13 protein-coding genes are annotated in these 15,593 nt (G+C 68.9%); 3 read left to right on the top strand and 10 right to left on the bottom strand.

The features are described 5' to 3' along the window. Positions 1–44: 44 nt before the first annotated feature. Positions 45–638 (top strand): ester cyclase, encoded by a 594-nt coding sequence (locus ACZ5VQ_RS41990; RefSeq protein WP_469109619.1) that lies wholly within the window; start codon positions 45–47, stop codon positions 636–638. Positions 639–795: 157 nt separating this feature from the next. Next, a complete protein-coding gene (locus tag ACZ5VQ_RS41985) occupies positions 796–1,797 on the top strand; it encodes a methyltransferase (RefSeq protein WP_469109618.1) in 1,002 nt (333 codons plus the stop codon). A 712-nt stretch (positions 1,798–2,509) separates the two neighbouring features. Here the strand turns inward: ACZ5VQ_RS41985 and ACZ5VQ_RS41980 are convergent. From ACZ5VQ_RS41980 to iolC, 9 genes are read right to left on the bottom strand one after another with little or no spacing between them, the layout of a single operon-like run. Then, positions 2,510–3,379 carry a sugar phosphate isomerase/epimerase family protein gene (locus tag ACZ5VQ_RS41980; protein ID WP_469109617.1) on the bottom strand — a complete coding sequence of 290 codons (870 nt, stop codon included), beginning with the start codon at positions 3,377–3,379 and terminating at the stop codon, positions 2,510–2,512. Beyond that, entirely contained in the window at positions 3,376–4,395 is a 1,020-nt protein-coding gene (locus ACZ5VQ_RS41975) for a Gfo/Idh/MocA family oxidoreductase (protein WP_469109616.1), read from the bottom strand. Before ACZ5VQ_RS41975 ends, ACZ5VQ_RS41980 begins: the two co-directional genes overlap by 4 nt. 25 nt (positions 4,396–4,420) lie before the next feature. Beyond that, the gene (locus tag ACZ5VQ_RS41970) at positions 4,421–5,842 is read right to left on the bottom strand and encodes a sugar porter family MFS transporter (protein ID WP_469109615.1); all 1,422 of its coding nucleotides are present in this window, start codon (positions 5,840–5,842) and stop codon (positions 4,421–4,423) included. Between the two features lie 9 nt (positions 5,843–5,851). Then, positions 5,852–6,802, bottom strand: a complete 951-nt coding sequence (locus ACZ5VQ_RS41965) for a TIM barrel protein (RefSeq protein WP_469109614.1) — start codon at positions 6,800–6,802, stop codon at positions 5,852–5,854. A 40-nt stretch (positions 6,803–6,842) separates the two neighbouring features. Beyond that, a complete protein-coding gene (locus ACZ5VQ_RS41960) occupies positions 6,843–8,333 on the bottom strand; it encodes a CoA-acylating methylmalonate-semialdehyde dehydrogenase (protein WP_469109613.1) in 1,491 nt (496 codons plus the stop codon). A gap of 13 nt (positions 8,334–8,346) precedes the next feature. Next, a complete protein-coding gene (gene iolD, locus ACZ5VQ_RS41955) occupies positions 8,347–10,224 on the bottom strand; it encodes a 3D-(3,5/4)-trihydroxycyclohexane-1,2-dione acylhydrolase (decyclizing) (RefSeq protein WP_469109612.1) in 1,878 nt (625 codons plus the stop codon). Further along, the gene (iolB, locus tag ACZ5VQ_RS41950) at positions 10,224–11,153 is read right to left on the bottom strand and encodes a 5-deoxy-glucuronate isomerase (protein ID WP_469109611.1); all 930 of its coding nucleotides are present in this window, start codon (positions 11,151–11,153) and stop codon (positions 10,224–10,226) included. The genes iolD and iolB overlap by 1 nt, the downstream gene beginning before the upstream one ends. Further along, positions 11,150–12,019, bottom strand: a complete 870-nt coding sequence (locus ACZ5VQ_RS41945; RefSeq protein WP_469109727.1) for a Cgl0159 family (beta/alpha)8-fold protein — start codon at positions 12,017–12,019, stop codon at positions 11,150–11,152. Before ACZ5VQ_RS41945 ends, iolB begins: the two co-directional genes overlap by 4 nt. Positions 12,020–12,026: 7 nt before the next feature. Continuing rightward, positions 12,027–13,016, bottom strand: coding sequence for a 5-dehydro-2-deoxygluconokinase (iolC, locus tag ACZ5VQ_RS41940; RefSeq protein WP_469109610.1), 990 nt, complete (start codon positions 13,014–13,016; stop codon positions 12,027–12,029). 208 nt (positions 13,017–13,224) lie between these two features. Here iolC and ACZ5VQ_RS41935 point away from each other — a divergent pair, with 208 nt between their 5' ends. Next, a complete protein-coding gene (locus ACZ5VQ_RS41935; RefSeq protein ID WP_469109609.1) occupies positions 13,225–14,226 on the top strand; it encodes a LacI family DNA-binding transcriptional regulator in 1,002 nt (333 codons plus the stop codon). Positions 14,227–14,605: 379 nt separating this feature from the next. On the opposite strand, the gene ACZ5VQ_RS41930 is transcribed toward ACZ5VQ_RS41935, so the two are convergent. Continuing rightward, a complete protein-coding gene (locus tag ACZ5VQ_RS41930; protein ID WP_469109608.1) occupies positions 14,606–15,487 on the bottom strand; it encodes an ATP-binding cassette domain-containing protein in 882 nt (293 codons plus the stop codon). Positions 15,488–15,593: the final 106 nt, after the last annotated feature.

Genomic DNA, 15,593 nt, shown 5'->3' with positions numbered 1-15,593 from the left:
GAGCTGTTCTCGTCCACTCCGCCGCCGGCCGCGAAAGGTATGCAATGGGAATAGATGCCACGGATCTGGCCCACGGGCTTTTCCGGGTACTTGAAACTGGCGATCCGACTCTGGCCGCCGACACGGTGGGCGAGGGCTTCCACAACCGCGAAGCGGCTGTCTCACCCCCGGCCTGCGCGATCCCAGGACCGGCAGGGGTTCTGGCCTCGGGTGCGTGGATGCGCTCGGCCTTCAGCGACCTGCGCTTCCCCATCCTCGGCATGGCCCGCAACGATGGCCAGGTCTGGGTGCGACTGCGCATGCAGGGGCGGCACACCGGCCCGTTCGTACGCTTCCGGGACGGTGCGCTCGACCAAGCCATCCCCCCGACCCACCGCGAGATCGACTTCGAGCAAACACACGTGCTCGATCTGCGTGACGGCAAAGTGGTCAAGCACGAGGCAGTACGGGACGACATCACCATGCTCGGCCAGCTCGGAGTTTTCCCCCCGGCCCCGGCCACCGCTCTGCGCATGCTCGCCTGGCGGGTGTCCGGACGAGCCGCTCGCGCGGCCGCCCAGGTCTCGACGCAGGCGGCCGGGGCGGCCGCCCTCCTGCGGGATGCGTCGCACGGCAGAGCAACACCTGGCGCTCTCTGAGTTGCACGACGAGTTGCACGACACTCACGCATCTGCCCGAGGCCCCGGATTCCTTTGCGCACAAAGGGGCTGTTCCAACCTTTGTCCGGGGCCGGTGTCGGCACTGGGCCGTCTTTGAGAACTGTTCACAGCCATCGGCCACGTTGAGGATGCCCAAATGAGCGACCTTCCCCCGTCCGCGAAGATGCTGCAGATGCTTTCGGGCTATCAGGTGTCACAGGCCCTGTACACGATGGCGGAGCTCAATGTCCCCACGCTCCTGCTGCAGGGGCCCCTCACGGTCCAGCAGCTGGCAGAGGCTACAGATGCCAACACCGACGCGCTGCGGCGAGTCATCCGCTCCCTGGAGCCCATCGGCGTGTTCCGGATGGACGAGGACACGGTCGAGGTCACCGAACTGGGCACCACGCTGGCCGACGGACTCCCACACTCGGTCCGGGCGGTCGCGCGGTTTTGGATGCACACCCATTACGCCCCCTTCAATGACCTCCTGCACAACGTCAAGACAGGAGAGAACGCTGCGACACACTTCTTCGGCAAGCCCTTCTTCGACTGGATCGCCGAGGACCCGCAGCGGGTCGAGATCCAGAACGCGGCGATGTCATCGGTCGGACTGCGCGGCTCTGCCCTGGACGGCTACCGACTTCCGGGCACAGGCACCGTCGCTGACATCGGTGGAGCTGACGGAAGCCATCTGGTGCAACTGCTCAGCGACGACGACACGCCCAATCGCGGTGGCATCGTGTTCGACCTGCCGGAAGTGGTCGCCGCAGCCCACAGCCGTATCGCCGCAGCCGGCCTGTCAGAACGGATAGGGGTGGTAGGAGGCGACTTCTTCGACGGCGTCCCCACAGCCGACGCCTACTTCATGTCGGTGGTCCTGCACGACTGGGACGATGACAAGAGCGTGCAGATCCTCCGCAACATCGCCAAGGCCGCACCCGATGGAGCCCGTCTGGTACTCGCGGAAATGGTGATTCCCGAGGACGGCTCCCCACATCCCGCCAAGGTACTTGATGTGGCAATGATGGCCCTGTTCGGCGGCCGCGAGCGTACCGCCAAAGAATGGTCCGCCCTGCTGCACGCGGGCGGCTTCACCCTGGACCGCATGATCGAACGGCCGTCCCCCGTCTGGCTCATTGAGGCAACGCGGAGCTGACGAAGCCGCCCAACAGAACGCGGGAGTTCGCTTACCCGTGAGGCGCAAGGTTGTGATCAGTCGCCGTAGTGTGGACGCTACACCGGGATGACCACAGGTGACGACACGTCAGAACATCCAGCACGGATCCAGCGACGGTAACACCAACGGGGCCGACCCGATTCATCCAGCTGATCTGTCGGATTCTCAGCCGAGATGGCGTGTCCGCTCTACCAAGTCCTCGACACCATCCAGAACGCCCTGAGGTGCTGGACCGGCATCTGCACCACCTGGCCACCAACCCCTGCCCAGCAGGACTCCAAGACCGAGACAGACCTAACGGAGTCCTATTGGCCTTCCGCCCCTCGACTCCATCGCGGCAGGCTGGGAGGCGTGTGACGAGAGTCTCGCCATCCCCCAGGGTGTCGACAGGCACACCTGGTCGCTGAGGCGGGTACTGAACGTGGCCGAGGCGTCCCTGGACATGGCGTCCGAGGACGACGCCGAGCGAACGGAGCATAGCCTGGCGCAGACGATCGGCTGTTGGTCCTCGTCGATGCGGGGGTGCTCCGGCCCCGGACCTCGATCTGAGACCTCCGCTGGCCATCAGAAACGGAGTTTGGCCGACACCAACCGCTCCAACGCCGAAGCCCCCGAACGCCTGGACCGCACTGTGCGCAGCGCCCGGCGCCCTGGGGCGAACGCAGGGCGCTGCCGGACTCCGACGGACGGATTATGCCGCGAGTTCCTTGGTGATGCGGTCGAGCATGAAGGTCGAGGACTCGCGGGCGCGTTCCTCCCAGGCGAAGACGCAGGCGGTGGCGACGCCATCGAAGTTGAGGTCGCGGAGTGTGCCGAAGAAGGCGTCCCAGTCGACTTCACCCTGGTCGATGTCGAGGTGCTGGTGGATGCGGGCGGTGGTGCCGGGCGGGTTGAGGATGTAGCGCAGGCCGGAGGAGCCCTTGTGGTTGAAGGAGTCGGCGATGTGCACGTGCTGGAGCTTGTCCCCGGCGTAGCGCATCATCTTCGCGATGTCCGCGCCGACTTCGGCGGCCCCGGAGAGGTGGAAGGTGTGTGGGGCGCAGTAGAGGTAGTTCACCCAGGGCTTGTTGATCGCCCGTACGAGGTCGACGGCCGGGGTGTTCTCCTCGCAGAAGTCGTCCGGGTGGGCCTCCAGGTTGAGGGCGATGCCCTCGCGCTCGAACAGCGGCAGCAGCTCCTCCAGCGAGCGCCAGAACGCCGCCTCGCTCTCCGCGGCGCGGTCCGGGCGGCCGTTGAACTCCGAGTTCATCAGCGGGCATTCGAGGTCGGCGGTGATCTCGATCATCCGCTTCCAGTAGCGGACCGCGGCCTGCCGCTCGGTCTCGTCGGGCGAGGACCACTTGTACAGCGGCAGTATGGAGGACAGCTTCACGCCGTGTGTGCGCAGGGAGTTCTTCAGCGCGGCGACGCGTTCGTCGTTCGCCCGAGGGTGCAGGAAGAAGGGCATGAAGTCGTCGCGGGGCGACAACTCGATGTGCTCGTAGCCGAGTTCGGCGACCGTGCGCACCATGTCGTCGATCGGCAGAGCGCGGAGCATGTACGGGTCGAGGGCGATTTTCATGCGGTGCCTCCGTAAAGGGCCGGGCGGGGCTTCATGTCGACGGTGACGACGGTGCTGTCGGAGTCCAGGGACCGCACGGCGGCGTCGGTGATGACGGTGGCGGCATAGCCGTCCCATGCGGACGGGCCGGTGGGCTCGGTGCCTGCCTCGACGGAGGCGATCCACTCGCGGAACTCGGTGTCGAAGGCGTCGGCGAAACGCCACTTCCAGTCCTGCAGTACGGCGGTGCCGTGGCGGCCGGCCGTGCGGACCCCGACGGCGGCCGGGTCGGGCAGCCGTACGAGGCCGTCCTCGGCGACGGTCTCGCACTGGATGTCGTAGCCGTACTGGCAGTTGACGAAGACCTCCAGGTCGATGCGGACCCCGTTCTCGGTTTCGAAGAGCATGATCTGCGGGTCCTTGAGGTGCGCGAACCGCTTGCTCGTGGCGCGCGGTGTGATCACCTGGGCGGAGACGATCTCGTCGTCGAGCAGCCAGCGCAGTACGTCGATCTCGTGCACGGCGGTGTCCTGCGCGGCCATCCGCGAGGTGTAGGCGTCCGGCACGGTCGGGTTGCGGTGTGCGCAGTGCACGATCAGCGGGGCGCCGATGGAACCGGAGGCGAGGACCTCCTTCATCTGGCGGTAGCCGGGGTCGAAGCGGCGCATGAAGCCGACCTGGACCAGACGGCGGCCGTGGGCACGCTCCGCCTCGACGACACGCAGACAGTCCTCGGCGGTGGTGGCCAGCGGCTTCTCGCAGAACACCGGCTTACCGGCCGCGATGGCGTTCAGGACGTGCTCGGCGTGGGTGGGGCCCCAGGAGGTGACGAGGACGGCGTCCACGTCGGGGGAGTCGATCAGATCGGCACCGGTCGGCAGCGCGGTGGCGCCGACGCGGGCGGCCACCTCGGCGGCGCGGGCCTGGTCGATGTCGGTCACGGCGGTGACGGTGGCACCGGTGACGACATCGGTGAGGCGGCGGATGTGGTCCTGGCCGATCATTCCGGCGCCGATGACACCTACACGTACGGTCATGTCGATTCCTTGAGAAGGAGAGGGATCAGGAGTAGCGGGCCCGGAGTTCGGCTTCGAGCGTTTCGAGGGTGCGGCCCTTGGTCTCGGGGACGTAGAGCTTGACGAAGGTGAGCGAGAAGACGCCCGCCACCACGAAGAGGAAGAACGTGTTGGAGACTCCGATGCCGGAGACCAGGGACGGGAAGACCAGTCCGATCGCGAAGTTGGTCAGCCACAGCACCACGGCCGCGACGCCCATGCCGAAGCCGCGTATCCGCATCGGGAAGATCTCCGACAGCATCAGCCAGGTCACCGGTGAGATCGCGCCCTGCTGGAAGGCGAGGAAGGTGACCGTCATCGCGAGCACGGCAAACGCCCGGCCGTCGCCGGACGGCAGCACCAGAGAGAAGACACCGATCAGCAACAGGGCTGCTGTCGTGCCGATCTGACCGGTCATCAGCATCGGCCGACGGGGCACGCGGCCCAGCAGCCAGATTCCGACGAAGGTCGCCAGCACCGAGATCACGCCGTTGGCGATGTTCGCCGTGAGCGCGCTGTCGGCGGCGAAGCCGGCGTCGGTGAGGATCTGGGTGCCGTAGTACATGATCGTGTTGACGCCGGTGATCTGCTGCACGATCGCGATGCCGAAACCGACGAACATCAGCTTGCGCAGCCACAGCGTGGACTTCATGTCCTGCCAGCCGCCGAGTTTCTGCTTCTCCTCATTGACGGCGAGCGCGGACACCTCGGCGAGTTCGGCCTCGGCGCGCTGCCGGGACCGTACCTGCTTGAGGACTTCCAGGGCTTCGCCGAAGCGGGTTTGGGAGGCCAGCCAGCGCGGGCTCTCCGGCATCACCAGCATGCCGAACCAGAGCACGACGGCCGGGATCGTGGCGAGCACGAGCATCCAGCGCCAGACACCGCCGGACTCGCCGCCAACCCGGGCGATGATCGCGTTGGAGGTGAAGGCGAGCAACTGGCCGCTGACGATCATCAGTTCGTTACGGGTGACCAGCGCGCCGCGCCGCTCGGCGGGCGAGATCTCCGCGAGGTAGACGGGCACGGTCACCGAGGCGCCACCCACCGCGAGGCCGAGCACGAACCGGGCCACCACCATGACCGCGGTGTTCGGTGCCAGCGTGCAGCCCAGCGCGCCGACGAAGAACACCACGGCGAGGACGAGAATCGTACGGCGACGTCCGCGCGCATCCGACAGCCGGCCGCCGGTGACCGCGCCCAGTGCCGCGCCGAGGAGCAGCGAACTGGTGACCATGCCCTCGGTGAAGGGGGTGAGGCCCAGATCGTCGGTCATGTACGGGAGGGCGCCGTTGATGACACCGGTGTCGTAGCCGAAGAGCAGTCCGCCGAAGGTGGCGATCAGGGTGATGACGCGCAGCCGCCGGGAGACGGCGGGCGGGGCGTCGTTCGTGAGGGGCGGGGTCTGAGCCGCGTCGTCCCTGACGTCCATGGCAGCCTCCTACCGGTCGAGGTTCGGGCGTCGGGTACCCGTCAGCCCGCAGTCGGCCAGGTGCTCACGGGTGCTGACCGCGATGGGCAGCGGTACCTCGGGAGCGCACGGGTACAGGTCCTGCTCGACGATCACGAACAACTCGGCGTCCAGCTGGGCGAGTTCGGTTACCACGTCGGCCGGGTTCGGCACACCGGACGGAGGTGACACGCACACCCCGCGCTTGACGGCTTCGCCGAACGACAGATCCTCGGCTGCCACTTGGGCCAGCACGGCCGGATCCATCTGCTTGATGTGGACGTAGCCGACGCGTTCGCCGAAGCGGCGGATCAGGTCGAGGTTGTCGCCCCCGCCGTACGCCACGTGCCCGGTGTCCAGGCAGAGGTTGGTGTAGCGGGAGTCGGACTCGTTGAGCAGCCGCTCGATCTCCGGCTGGGTCTGGATGTGGCTGTCCGCGTGCGGGTGGATGACGAGCCGTACGTCGTAGTCGTCGAGCAGCAGCCTGCCGAGCCGGTCGGCGGCCTTGCCGAAGCCGGCCCACTGCTCGGCGGTCAGCTCGGGAGACTCGGTGAACGCACCGGTCTTCTCGTCCCGGTACATCGGCGGGATGAACACGAGGTGATGGGCGCCCGCGGCGGCGGTCAGCGTGGCGACCTGGCGGACGTGGGCGAGCATGTCGTCCCAGGCCTCCGGCCGGTGCAGTGCGCCGAAGGCGGTGCCGCCGGAGACCTGGAGGCCGCGGGCGTCGAGCTCGGCCTTCAGCCGCTGCGGGTCGGTGGGGAGATAGCCGTACGGTCCGAGCTCCAGCCACTGGTATCCGGCCGTGGCCAGCTCGTCGAGGAAGCGGGTGTACGACACCTGGTGCTCGTCCTCGGGGAACCAGATACCCCAGGAGTCGGGGGCGGAGCCCAGGCAGAGGTTGCCTGCGACGGTGCGGAGCGGGGATGGCGCCGTTGCCATGGCGTCTCCTTAGAGGATGAGGGAGAGGGGAGGGGGTCTCTCAGTTGGAGGTGGGGAAGTCGAAGCCGGCGGTCACCTGCTGCTTGGGCTGGGGCCAGCGGGTGGTGACGACCTTGGGGCGGGTGTAGAAGCGGATGCCCTCGGCGCCGTGGATGGGGGAGTCGCCGATGAGGGAGTCCTTCCAGCCGCCGAAGGAGTAGTACGACATCGGCACGGGCACCGGCACGTTGACGCCGATCATGCCGACCTTGACGTTGCGCTGGAAGCGGCGGGCTGCTTCGCCGGAGGCGGTGAACAGGGCGGTTCCGTTGCCGTACGGGTTGGCGTTGATGAGATCGATCGCCTCGTCGAGGGAGTCGGCGCGGACGATGGCGAGCACCGGGCCGAACAGCTCCTCCTTGTAGGCGTCCATCTCGGTGGTGACGTGGTCCAGGAGGGAGGGGCCGGTGAAGTAGCCCTCCTCGTGGCCGTCGACCTTCAGCCCGCGGCCGTCGACGACGACGGTGGCGCCCTGCGTGGCGGCGGTGCCGACGGCGTTCTCGACGCGTTCCTGCGCGGCCTTGGTGACCAGCGGGCCCATGTCCACGCCCGGGGCGTCACCGGGGCCGACCTTCACTTCGCGGGCCTTGCGCTCCAGCACCTCCACCAGCCCGTCCGCCGCGTCACCCACGGCGACCGCGACGGAGACGGCCATGCAGCGTTCGCCCGCGGAACCGTAGGCGCCGGCGGTGATGTGGTTGGCGGCGAACTCCAGGTCGGCGTCCGGGAGGACGACGGCGTGGTTCTTGGCACCGCCCAGCGCCTGGACCCGCTTGCCGGCCGCGATCCCCGTCTCGTGCACGTACTTGGCGATCGGCGTGGAGCCGACGAAGGAGACGGCTTCGATGCCGGGGTGGGTGAGGATGGCGTCGACTGCTTCCTTGGCGCCGTGCACGACGTTGAAGACGCCGTCCGGCAGCCCGGCCCGCTGGTACAGCTCGGCGACGAAGTTGGCGGCGGACGGGTCGCGCTCACTCGGCTTGAGGATGAAGGTGTTGCCGGTGGCGATGGCGATGGGGTGCATCCAAAGGGGCACCATGGCGGGGAAGTTGAAGGGTGTGATGCCCGCGACGACGCCGAGGGGCTGGCGGAAGTTGTGGACGTCGATGCCGCGGGAGACCTGGTCGGAGAAGGACCCCTTCAGTACGTCGCCGAGGCCGCAGGCGAACTCGACGACCTCGCGGCCGCGGGTGATTTCGCCGCGGGCGTCGTCGACGGTCTTGCCGTGCTCGGCGGAGATGATCCGGCCGAGTTCTTCCTCGTGGTCGACGAGGAGCTGCCGGAAGGCGAACATCACCTGGGTGCGCTGGGTGAGGGAGGACTCGGACCAGGTCTCGAAGGCCTTCGCCGCGGCGGTGACGGCGGTGTCCACGTCGGCGGCCGAGCCCAGGGCGACCTGCGCCTGCTCCTGGCCGGTGGCCGGGTTGAACACCGGGGCGGTGTCAGCGCCCGGGACCGGTGAACCGTTGATCCAGTGGGGGATGGTTGTCACGTCAGGTTCCCTCTCAGAGGTAGTGCCGCTGGGCGAGCTTGTGCGCGGCGTACGTCTCGTACGCGGCGCGGGTGGAGTCCAGAGCGGAGGTCTGGCTGACGGGGACGTCCCACCAGCCGTGGCCGGGCGGGTTGGGCCCGTACAGGTCGGTCTCGACGTGCACGACGCTGGTGCGGGTCGCGGCCTTCGCCTTCTCCATCGCGGCGCGGAACTCGTCCACGGACGTGGCGTGCAGGACGTCTGCGCCGAGCGAGGAGGCGTTCGCGGCCAGGTCGACCGGGAGGACGTCGCCGTCGAGGAGGCCCGAATCGTCGTCGCGGAAGCGGTACTTGGTGCCGAAGCGCTGCGAGCCGAGCGACTCGGACAGGGCGCCGATGGAGGCGAAGCCGTGGTTCTGGACGAGCACGATGATGACCTTCAGGCCCTCCGAGACCATGGTCACGATCTCCTGAGCCATCATCAGATACGAGCCGTCACCGACCAGGACGACGACCTCGCGGCTCGGGTCGGCCATCTTGGCGCCGGCGCCGGCGGCGACCTCGTAGCCCATGCAGGAGTACGCGTACTCCACGTGGTAGGCCTTCGGATCCCGCGCCCGCCACAGCTGCTGGAGGTCACCGGGCATCGAACCGGCGGCGTTGATGACGACGTCGCGGTCGCCCAGGACGTCGTTGAGCGCGCCGAGGATCTCGGTCTGGGCGGGCAGCGGACCGTGGCCGACGTTGAAGCACTTGTCCTCGATCTCCCGTGTCCGGGCGATGAGTTGGCGGGTGCGGTCGCGGTATTCCGGCTCGACCTCCCAGTCCGTCAGCGCGCCCGCGAGGGCCTGGACGCCGAGCCGGGCGTCGGCCACCAGCGGCTCCGCGGAGTGCTTCACGGCGTCCAGGCGGGCCACGTTGAGGTTGACGAACGTGACGTCAGGGTTGCCGAAGACGGTGTGGCTGGCGGTGGTGAAGTCGCTGTACCGGGTGCCGATGCCGAGGACGACGTCCGCCTTGCGCGCGAGTTCGTTCGCCGCGTACGACCCGGTCGAGCCGATGCCGCCGACCGCGTACGGGTGGTCCCAGGGCACCGCGCCCTTGCCGGCGTGCGTGTCCGCCACCGGGATGCCGGTGGCCTCGGCGAAGGCGCGCAGCTGGGTCTCGGCACCGGAGTACACGGCGCCGCCGCCGGCCACGATCAGCGGCCTGCGCGCGCCGCGCAGCAGGCGTGCGGCCCGCTCGATCGCGGCCGGCTCGGGAACCGGGCGGCCCACGTGCCACACCCGGCGCCGGAAGAAGGAGACGGGCCAGTCGTACGCCTCGGCCTGGACGTCCTGGGGCAGCGAGAGCGTGACGGCGCCGGTCTCGACCGGGTCGGTGAGCACGCGCATCGCGGCCAGCGCGGCCGGGATGAGCTGCTCGGGCCGGGAGATCCGGTCGAAGTACTTGGACACGGCCCTAAAGGCGTCGTTGACCGTGACGTCCCCGCCGCGGGTGTCCTCCAGCTGCTGGAGGACGGGGTCGGCGGCGCGGGTGGCGAACATGTCGCTGGGCAGCAGCAGGACCGGGATGCGGTTGGTCGTCGCCAGCGCCGCGCCGGTGATCATGTTCGTGGAGCCGGGGCCTGTCGACGCCGAGCAGGCGAAGGTGGCCAGCCGGTCGCGCATCTTCGCGTACGCCACCGACGCGTGCACCATGCCCTGCTCGTTGCGGGCCAAGTAGTAGGGCAGGTCGGCCTCTTGGGTGACGGCGGCCTGCAGGAGCGCTTGGCCCAGACCGGCCACGTTGCCGTGTCCGAAGATGCCCCAGACCCCGGGGATCAGCCGCTGTTCCTGGCCGTCGCGCTCGCTGTACTGGTTCGCCAGGAAGCGCACGAGGGCCTGTGCGGTGGTGAGCCTGATCGTTTCCATCACTCGGTCTCCTTGGCCCCGAACGGCAGCCGGGGGTCTCTCGTCTGGGACTCCCAGGTGCCGCGGACCCACCCGTGGACGGGGTCGTCGCAGATCAGCCAGGCGCGGTCCTGGCCGGGGCCGGCCATGACGTTGAGGTAGTAGAGGTCGTAGCCGGGCGCGGCGATCGACGGGCCGTGCCAGCCGTGCGGGATCAGGACGGTGTCACCGGAACGGACCTCGGCGAGCACGTCGATCGGCCGCTCCGGGGTGCCGTAGACCCTCCCCCACGCTCGGCTTCGCTCGCGCGGGGGCACCCCCAGGTAGGCGAAGCCGTCCTCGCCCGCGACCTGGAAGTAGTAGATCTCCTCCAGCTCGGACTCGACCGGCCGGCCGCTGTCGTCCGTGCGGACCTCGTCGTGCTTGTGCGGCGGGTACGAGGACCAGTTGCCGCCGGGCGTGAGGACCTCGCACACCAGCAGCTGCTCGGCGTCGAACGTGCCCGGCAGGCAGTAGTTGTTGACCTGGCGGGAGCAGTTCCCGGCACCGCGCAGCTCGACGGGCACGTCCTCCTTGCGCCCGTACCGAGCCGAGTGACCTCCCTGCTCGGTACGGGCGGAGGGCAGCGCGAACAGACCTCCCTGCGCGCTGCTGATCAGGGCCTCCGACTCGCGCGGCAGATACGCGAAGTCGGTGGCGGAGGCGAACACGCCCGTCCGACCGGCGAGTTCGAAGGCCCTGCCGTCCGTGGTGACGGTGCAGGAGCCCGCCAGCGGCAGGACCAGGAACTCGGAGTCATGGGTGGACAGGGCGTGCGCCTCACCCGGCTTCAGGGTCAGGATCCTGAGGCCGGAGTATCCCCAGCCCGCCGACTCGGGCGTGACCAGGAGGTCGTAGGGTCCGTCGGCCGAAGTCCCCTTCGGCAGGTGGTACTTGCTCGTGTCGGTCACAGCAGGCTCACCGCCTTGTCGACCGCGCCGGCGACGTCGCCGTTCGAGGGGTAGAGCAGGGAGCGTCCGACGACCAGTCCCTGCGCGGTGGGCTGCTTGAGGGCCTTGCCCCAGGAGGCGAAGGCGGCGGCGGGGTCCTTGACCTCGCCGCCCAGCAGCAGCGCGGGCATGGTGGAGGAGCCCAGGACGCGTTCCATGTCCTCGACGACGGGGAGCTTCAGCCAGGTGTAGGCGGTGCGGCGGCCCAGGCCCGAGGCGATGGTGATCGACTTGACGACAGCGTCCGTGGAGAGGTCGTTGCGGATCCGTCCGTCCTGCCAGGCCGATATGAACGGCTCGACCAGGGCTATGAGTTGACGGTCGTTCAGTTCGTCGAGGGCGCGGGCCGTGTTCTCCAGGGCCGACGGGGTCGCAGGGTCGTCGAGGGCGATGCGGGTGAGCATCTTGCCGCCGTCGAAGCCCATCGCGGCGATCGTCTCGGCGTCGTAGCCGGTGAAACGGTCGTCGATCTCGAATGCGGAGCCCGCGAGCCCGGCCCGGTTCATCGAGCCGAAGACGCTCTTGCCGTCGAGCACGCCGAGCAGCAGCAGGTCTTCGAGGATGTCGGCGGTGGCCAGCACACCGGTCACGCCGGGCCGCTCCAGGGCGACGCACAGGCGGTCCAGCAACTGGAAGCGGTCGGCCATGGCGGTGGGATCGCCGCCGACGCCGTTGGCTCCGCGCGCGGGATGGTCCGCCGCGATGATCATCGCCTTGCCGTGCTCGCCGAGCAGCGAGGCGGCTCTGACACGGCGTGCGGCGGCCGCCGCGATGGCGCCAGGGGCGTTCACCCGGGCGTCCACGATCCGGCTCACGTTCTCGGACAGCACGTCGTCACACCTCTCGCAGAGGATCGTTGGGGGTGGGGGCCGCCTCGCGGAGCTTTGCGTCGACCTCGGCCTCCGTGGGCATGGCGTCGGAGCAGGACAGACGGCCCGCGACGACGGCGCCGGCGGCGTTGGCGAAGGTCACCGTGCGGCGGGTGTCCCAGCCGGCCAGCAGACCGTGGCAGAGCGCGCCGCCGAAGGCGTCTCCGGCGCCGAGTCCGTTGACGACGTCCACCGGGACGGGCGGGATCTCGGCGGTCGAGCCGTCGCGGTCCATGGCCAGCACACCCTTCGGCCCCTGCTTGACCACGGCCAGCTCGACACCGGCGGCGAGCAGTGCCTTCGCGGCGGCGTAGGGCTCGCGCTCACCGGTGGCCACCTCGCACTCGTCGAGATTGCCGACCGCGACGGTGGTGTGGCGCAGGGCCTCGGCGTAGTACGTACGGGCCTGGTCCGGGTCGGCCCGGGCTGTGTCTTTCCAAAACGTGGGCCGCCAGTCCAGGTCGAAGACCGTCGTCCCCGCCTTCGCCCGGTGCGCCAGCGCGGCCAGCGTGGCCGAGCGGCTCGGCTCCTCGCTCAGCCCGGTGCCGGTGACCCAGAAGATCCGGGCGTCACGCACAGCCTCCAGGTCCAGTTCCTCGGCGTGGATGTCCAGGTCGGGGGCCTTGGGAAGTCGGTAGAAGTAGAGCGGGAAGTCGTCCGGCGGGAAGATTTCGCAGAAAGTGACCGGGGTCGGTGCGATGTCCGACGTACCGACGAAGCGGGTGTCGACGCCGTAGCCGTCCAGGGCCGTGCGGACGAAGTCCCCGAACGGGTCGCGGCCCGTCTTGGTGATCACGGCCGAGGAGTGCCCGTACCGGGCGGCGGCCACGGCCACGTTGGTGGGGCTGCCGCCCAGGTACTTGCCGAACGAGGTGACCTCCGCCAGGCCCACACCGGTCTGGAGCGGATACACGTCCACTCCCACACGGCCTATGGTCAGCACTTCGTACGGCATCACGTTGGTTTCCCTTTCGTGCCAGGGACGGGGACTCTCACAGAATCTGCTATCGCGCTCTACTAGCGCGCTCTAGTATGTGTACGATGACCCCTGTCCAAATGTCATGTCAATACCTTGTTGCCGGGAGATTTCGAGCGGGTCCGTAGGGTGGCTGCGTCGGAGGGTGGATTCACAGGTGGATGCGTCGGGAAAGCAGCGGCCCACGATGGCGGACGTAGCCGCGAAAGCGGGGGTGTCCCGGGCGCTCGTCTCGATCATCTTCCGCGGTCAGCCAGGGGCGAGCGAAGAGACCCGCGAGCGTGTGCTGAGGGTCGCCGACGAGATCGGCTACCACCCCGACAGCGCGGCCCGGCTGCTGGCCCGTGGCCGCAGCCGCACGCTCGGCGTGATGTTCACGGTGCACCAGACCTTCCACGCGGACCTCATCGCGGGGATCTACCCCGAGGCCGAACGCCTCGGCTACGACGTTCTGCTCTCCGCGGCTACTCATGGCCGTAGCGAGGCGAAGGCAACCGAGGCGCTGCTCAGCCACCGCTGCGAGGCGCTGATCCTGCTCGGCCCGGAGGCCGAGGCCACCTATCTCGACGAACTCGGACGCCGTACGGCCACCGTCTCGGTCAGCCGCCGAGTGCCCCACGCCCGCGTGGACTTCGTGCACAGTGCCGAGGGCAAGGGCGTGCAGCAGGCCATGGAGCATCTCGTCGAACTGGGGCACCGCCGGATCGTGCACATCGACGGCGGCCGGGGACCCGGATCGGCCGAACGCCGACGCGCCTACCGGGCCGCGATGCGCCGACACGGGCTGGAGTCCGAGGTGCGGGTTATTCCCGGGAAGCACACGGAGGAGTCGGGCATTGAGGCGGGCAGCCTGCTCCTGGCGGAGCGCGATCAGGGACAGGGCCTGCCGACGGCGGTCCTCGCGGGCAACGACCGGTGCGCGTGGGGCCTGCTGATGGCCTTGACGCGGGCCGGCGTTGATGTCCCGCGCGATGTGTCCGTCGTCGGGTACGACGACAGCCACCTCTCCCATCTGATGCCCGTTGGCCTGACCACCGTCCGCCAGGACGCGGCTCTCATGGCGGAGCATGCCGTGCGGTTCGCCGTGGAGCGGCTGGAGAAGCCGGAGCTGGAAGCCCGGGAAGCCGTACTGGACCCGAAGCTGGTGGTACGCGGCACCAGTGACACGGCACCGGAGACGTCGCCCTGAGACATCGGCGACGGGCGGTGGAGGCGGCGGCGGGACCTGGGACGTCATACCTCGACCGCGCGGTCGTTCACGGTGTCGAGCAGACGGCGATCACGACCGTGGCCCCTTGGCGACCTCGTTGGCGTTGTCCTTGGTGATGAAGGCCCGCCGTCCTCGGCCCGGAGGTGGACGGCGGGCCTCACAGATCGGCGACGGCCACCGCGGCATGTCCCCAGCAGCCAGGGCTTTTGGCATTGCCGTGCTGGGGTGGCACTGATCGCACGCCTGTCGAGGTCGCGCCTTTGGCGATGTGGGCGAGGAGCCGGAGCCGGGGCGACCTGCATCAGGTGCGGACAGCCGATGCGTTCGCCATTGTGAGTAGTCCTTTCGTGATACGCCGCTACAGGGCCGTGAGGTCCTTCTCTTCAGGAAGCCCCTCGACGTCGACGCCGCGGACTTGGGCGAGTTCGTGTTTGAGTGCGGCGAGTTCGGCGCCGCCTGCCATGTGGTTGGTGAGTTCTTCGAGGCTGACGTCGGCGCGGGCGGCGGAGAGTTCCATGGTGCCCAGGCGCAGGACGCTGAAGTGGTCGCCGACCATGTAGGCGTGGTGGGGGTTGTGGGTGATGAAGATGACGCCCAGGCCGCGGTCGCGGGCGGCGGCGATGTACTTCAGGACCACGCCGGACTGTTTGACGCCGAGGGCTGCGGTGGGTTCGTCGAGGATGAGGACGCGGGCGCCGAAGTAGACGGCGCGGGCGATGGCCACGGACTGGCGCTGGCCGCCGGAGAGGGTGCCGATGGGCTGGTCGAGGTCGTCCAGGACGATGCCCATATGGCGCAGTTCCTGGTCCGCGGTTGCCTTCATCTTCGCGATGTCGAGGCGGCGGATCGGCCAGGGGCCCTTGGTCATCTCGGAGCCGAGGAAGAAGTTCCGCCAGACCGGCATGAGCGGGACGGTGGCGAGGTCCTGGTAGACGGTGGCGATGCCCTTGTCGAGGGCCTCGCGCGGGTTGCTCAGCTGGACGGCCTGGCCGTCGATGAGGAATTCGCCCTCGGTGTGCTGGTGCAGGCCGGAGATGATTTTGATGAGGGTGGACTTGCCGGCGCCGTTGTCGCCCAGCACACAGGTCACCTGGCTGGGATACACCGCCAGGTCCACGCTGTGCAGGGCCCGGACGTTGCCGTAGGCCTTGCCCGCGCCCCTCAGCTGCACGATGGGCTCGGTGGCGTCGGACGCGGTCGTCGTATGTGTCCCGTTGAGAGAGACTTCGTTGGTTGTCATCGGGTCAGTTCACCTCCGGGTGGCCTGGCGGCGGACCCACAGATTGACGAGGGCGGCGAGCAGGAGCATGACGCCGAGGAAGGCCTTGAACCAGTCGGGGTTCCAG

Source organism: Streptomyces sp. NPDC033178 (genome assembly GCF_055577685.1).
This window is presented reverse-complemented; position numbering and strand designations above follow the sequence as displayed.